3 protein-coding genes and 1 pseudogene are annotated in these 2,914 nt (G+C 44.4%); 2 read left to right on the top strand and 2 right to left on the bottom strand.

What is annotated here, in order from left to right; genetic code table 11:
• A pseudogene (locus PX636_RS03475) lies at positions 1 to 496 on the top strand (arsenosugar biosynthesis arsenite methyltransferase ArsM); the annotation flags it as partial.
• Between the two features lie 375 nt (positions 497 to 871).
• Positions 872 to 1,849, top strand: coding sequence for an arsenosugar biosynthesis radical SAM (seleno)protein ArsS (arsS, locus tag PX636_RS03470; RefSeq protein WP_288116237.1), 978 nt, complete (start codon positions 872 to 874; stop codon positions 1,847 to 1,849).
• 127 nt (positions 1,850 to 1,976) lie between these two features.
• Here the strand turns inward: arsS and PX636_RS03465 are convergent, their stop codons facing one another.
• Positions 1,977 to 2,249 carry a DUF3143 domain-containing protein gene (locus PX636_RS03465; protein ID WP_002763790.1) on the bottom strand — a complete coding sequence of 91 codons (273 nt, stop codon included), beginning with the start codon at positions 2,247 to 2,249 and terminating at the stop codon, positions 1,977 to 1,979.
• A gap of 5 nt (positions 2,250 to 2,254) precedes the next feature.
• On the bottom strand, positions 2,255 to 2,749 hold the full coding sequence (locus PX636_RS03460) for a J domain-containing protein (RefSeq protein WP_002779886.1): 495 nt from the start codon (positions 2,747 to 2,749) through the stop codon (positions 2,255 to 2,257).
• Between the last annotated feature and the right edge of the window lie 165 nt (positions 2,750 to 2,914).

Here is a 2,914-nt window from a genome sequence, read left to right as displayed (position 1 = left end):
CGAAGCTTTTCGCGTCTTAAAACCGGGAGGACGTTTACTGATGAGCGATCCGATCGCCACTCGTCCAATCCCCGAACATTTGCAAGAAGATCAGCGTTTACGAGCTATGTGTCTATCGGGGGCCTTGACCTACGAGGATTATATTCAACAGTTGATCGATGCTGGTTTTGGTCAGGTAGAAATTCGGTCCCGTCGTCCCTATCGTTTACTGGACTGTCAGAGTTATAATTTAGCCGAGCCGCTCCTATTAGAAAGTTTGGATTCCGTTGCTTTTAAACTAGCTATTCCCGAAGATGGGGCCTGTATTTTTACGGGCAAAACTGCTATTTATACTGGTAGGGAGGCAATTTTCGATGATGGTGCTGGGCATATTTTAGCCAAAGGATTACCAGTGGCTGTCTGTGATAAAACTGCGAGCAACTTAGCTCGTTTCTCTGCCGAAGATATCCTCCTCACCGAGTCCACTTGGCACTATAATGGGGGCGGTTGCTGTTAAAAAAGCACGGTCGAGACAAGTTCGATCCCTCAGTTATCAGTTATCAGTTATCAGTTATCAGTTATCAGTTACCAGTTATCAGTTACCAGTTACCAGTTATCAGTTATCAGTTATCAGTTATCAGTTATAGCGTTTTTCAGTCTGCTGAGGTACAAAAGTTATGGGTTTTAGGCAAAAGGCAAGAGGCAAAAGTCAAAAGGGAAGAAAAATATGTGTACCTCACTAGCTTAGGAAACGCTATATCAGTTATCAGTTATCAGTTATTGGTCACTGTTTACTGTTTACTAATTACTGTTTACCGTTTACTGTTCAATGTTTACCGTTCACTGATTACTGTTTACTGATTACTGATTACTGATTACTGATTACTCTCCCATGACTCCTTTTGTTGAAAAACTAAAAAATCCTTTAACTAAGCAAAAAATCTCGGTTCTGCAAATTAATTTGGGGAAAAGATGTAACCTTGCTTGTAGCCATTGTCATGTGGAAGCTAGTCCAGGTCGTTCCGAAGAAATGACTCCAGAAGTGTGCGAACAAATTATCGAACTGATCGAAAGATTTCCCCAAATTAAAACCGTCGATCTGACCGGCGGTGCCCCAGAAATGCTCTACGGTTTTAAGACGATTGTGGAAACCTCTAGAAAAGCAGGGAAAGAGGTAATTGTGCGCTCGAATTTAACTATTTATTTCGAGAAAGGATTTACTGATATTCCTGAATATTGCGCTGGCCATCAGCTGCGGGTGGTGGCTTCTTTACCCTGTTATCTTGCCGATAATGTGGATAAAATGCGCGGTCTGGGAGTCTATGATCGATCAATCGCCGCCTTACAATGGTTGAACCGTCTCGGCTACGCTCAAGAGCCGAATTTGATTGTGGATTTAGTCTATAATCCCCCGATTCCTAAGTCAGAGAATTTTTCTCTCACACCGGATCAGGTATCCCTAACACGGGATTACAAAAGGTTCTTGCAAGAACATTTTAATATTTCTTTTAACAATCTGTTGACTATCACTAACCTACCCATTGGAAGAACCCGTTTCCATCTGGAACACCGGCAACTCTATCAACCCTATCTTCAATTCCTCGAAGACCATTTTAATGGCGATACTGTCGATCGTTTGATGTGTCGTAATCAGCTTTCCATTGATTATTTGGGTAATATCTATGACTGCGATTTTAATCAGATGGAGGGTCTGGCCGCTTGCACCGGTCAAGGCCAAAAATTAACCCTGTCGGATTTATTACAAGCGGATAGTTTAGATGTAATTACAGAGGTACAAACCGCTTCCTATTGCTACGGTTGCACTGCCGGCAGCGGTTCCAGTTGTGGGGGAGCTTTGATTTCAGTCTGAACAAGTGTACTGGATTGACAGCGTGTCTCGGAAAATTTAGTACAAATGCTCGGACTAGCTCTCCTTGCCGCCAACTCCGGCACTGTCTTAACGAGTAATGTTAGATAGTCAAAAGTTTGGCCGATGATTAGGGACCAGAAAAAACCGCCGATTCGATATCTTGGCGACTAAGGGAGTATTTAAAAGCGCGATTGATGTCACTGCCGTCATTGGCTGCCCGAAAGTAACGAACGGTGATTTCTTCAATTTCGAGGCAGATTTCCGCTTTCCATGTCGGTTTTTCCACAGTCCAACAGTGGACATTCTCGGTATTTTTCCGACAACCTAACTTAACTAGCCATGCTTCGATCGCCGGTAAGGGATGATTATAGAGGGGAGTATCGGCAGTGGGAATCTTCATCGCATCTAAATCAAAAATAATTGGGCTACAGTGACGGCATTCTCTCCTCGAAGCATAGCAATAATCACCGCTAGTAACAAGCAGCCCAGCAGGGTGAGTGCCAAGATAAACAAAGCAAAAATCTCTCCCGAAGATAGGGGGCGATCAGTCGGATCGAGATAGGCACTACGATTAGCTATGGGTTGATCGCCATCGGGGATGGTTTGGATGACATTCCAGCGCGAGTAACCTATCTGTAAATCATACAGGGAACGGCGATCGGGATTACTCAGGGTGGCATAAGCTTCGTTAAGACGCTGGAATTTAACCGTTGCCACTTCGGGGCTGAGTTCGGTAGTATCAGGGTGGTATCGTTTGCTCAGTTCCCGATAGGCTCGTCGCACTTCGATCACCGAGGCACTCGGATGTAGTCCTAGAATGGCATAATAAGTATTGGCAAAGCGCGAGTTAGCGGCAATGACTCGCGAGGTGGTTTGGGAATTATCGCGCTCGAAGGTCACAAGATTTTTTACCGAAAAATTGGGTTTAAAGCCTCGCCCTTTTAGGGCGACTTTATCTGATGTATGATATTAAGAATAGCGGGCCGGGTAAGCAACCGCTTAAAAAACCCAGTCATCGCAGGATGAACGCACCTTGAAAACTAGAGTTATGGGGTTCTATAGGGG

This window comes from Microcystis sp. M53598_WE2 (genome assembly GCF_030067735.1).
GTDB classification, from domain to species: Bacteria; Cyanobacteriota; Cyanobacteriia; order Cyanobacteriales; family Microcystaceae; genus Microcystis; species Microcystis aeruginosa.
The sequence above is the reverse complement of the archived record's forward strand: the minus strand, read 5'-3'. Positions and strand labels throughout refer to the sequence as shown.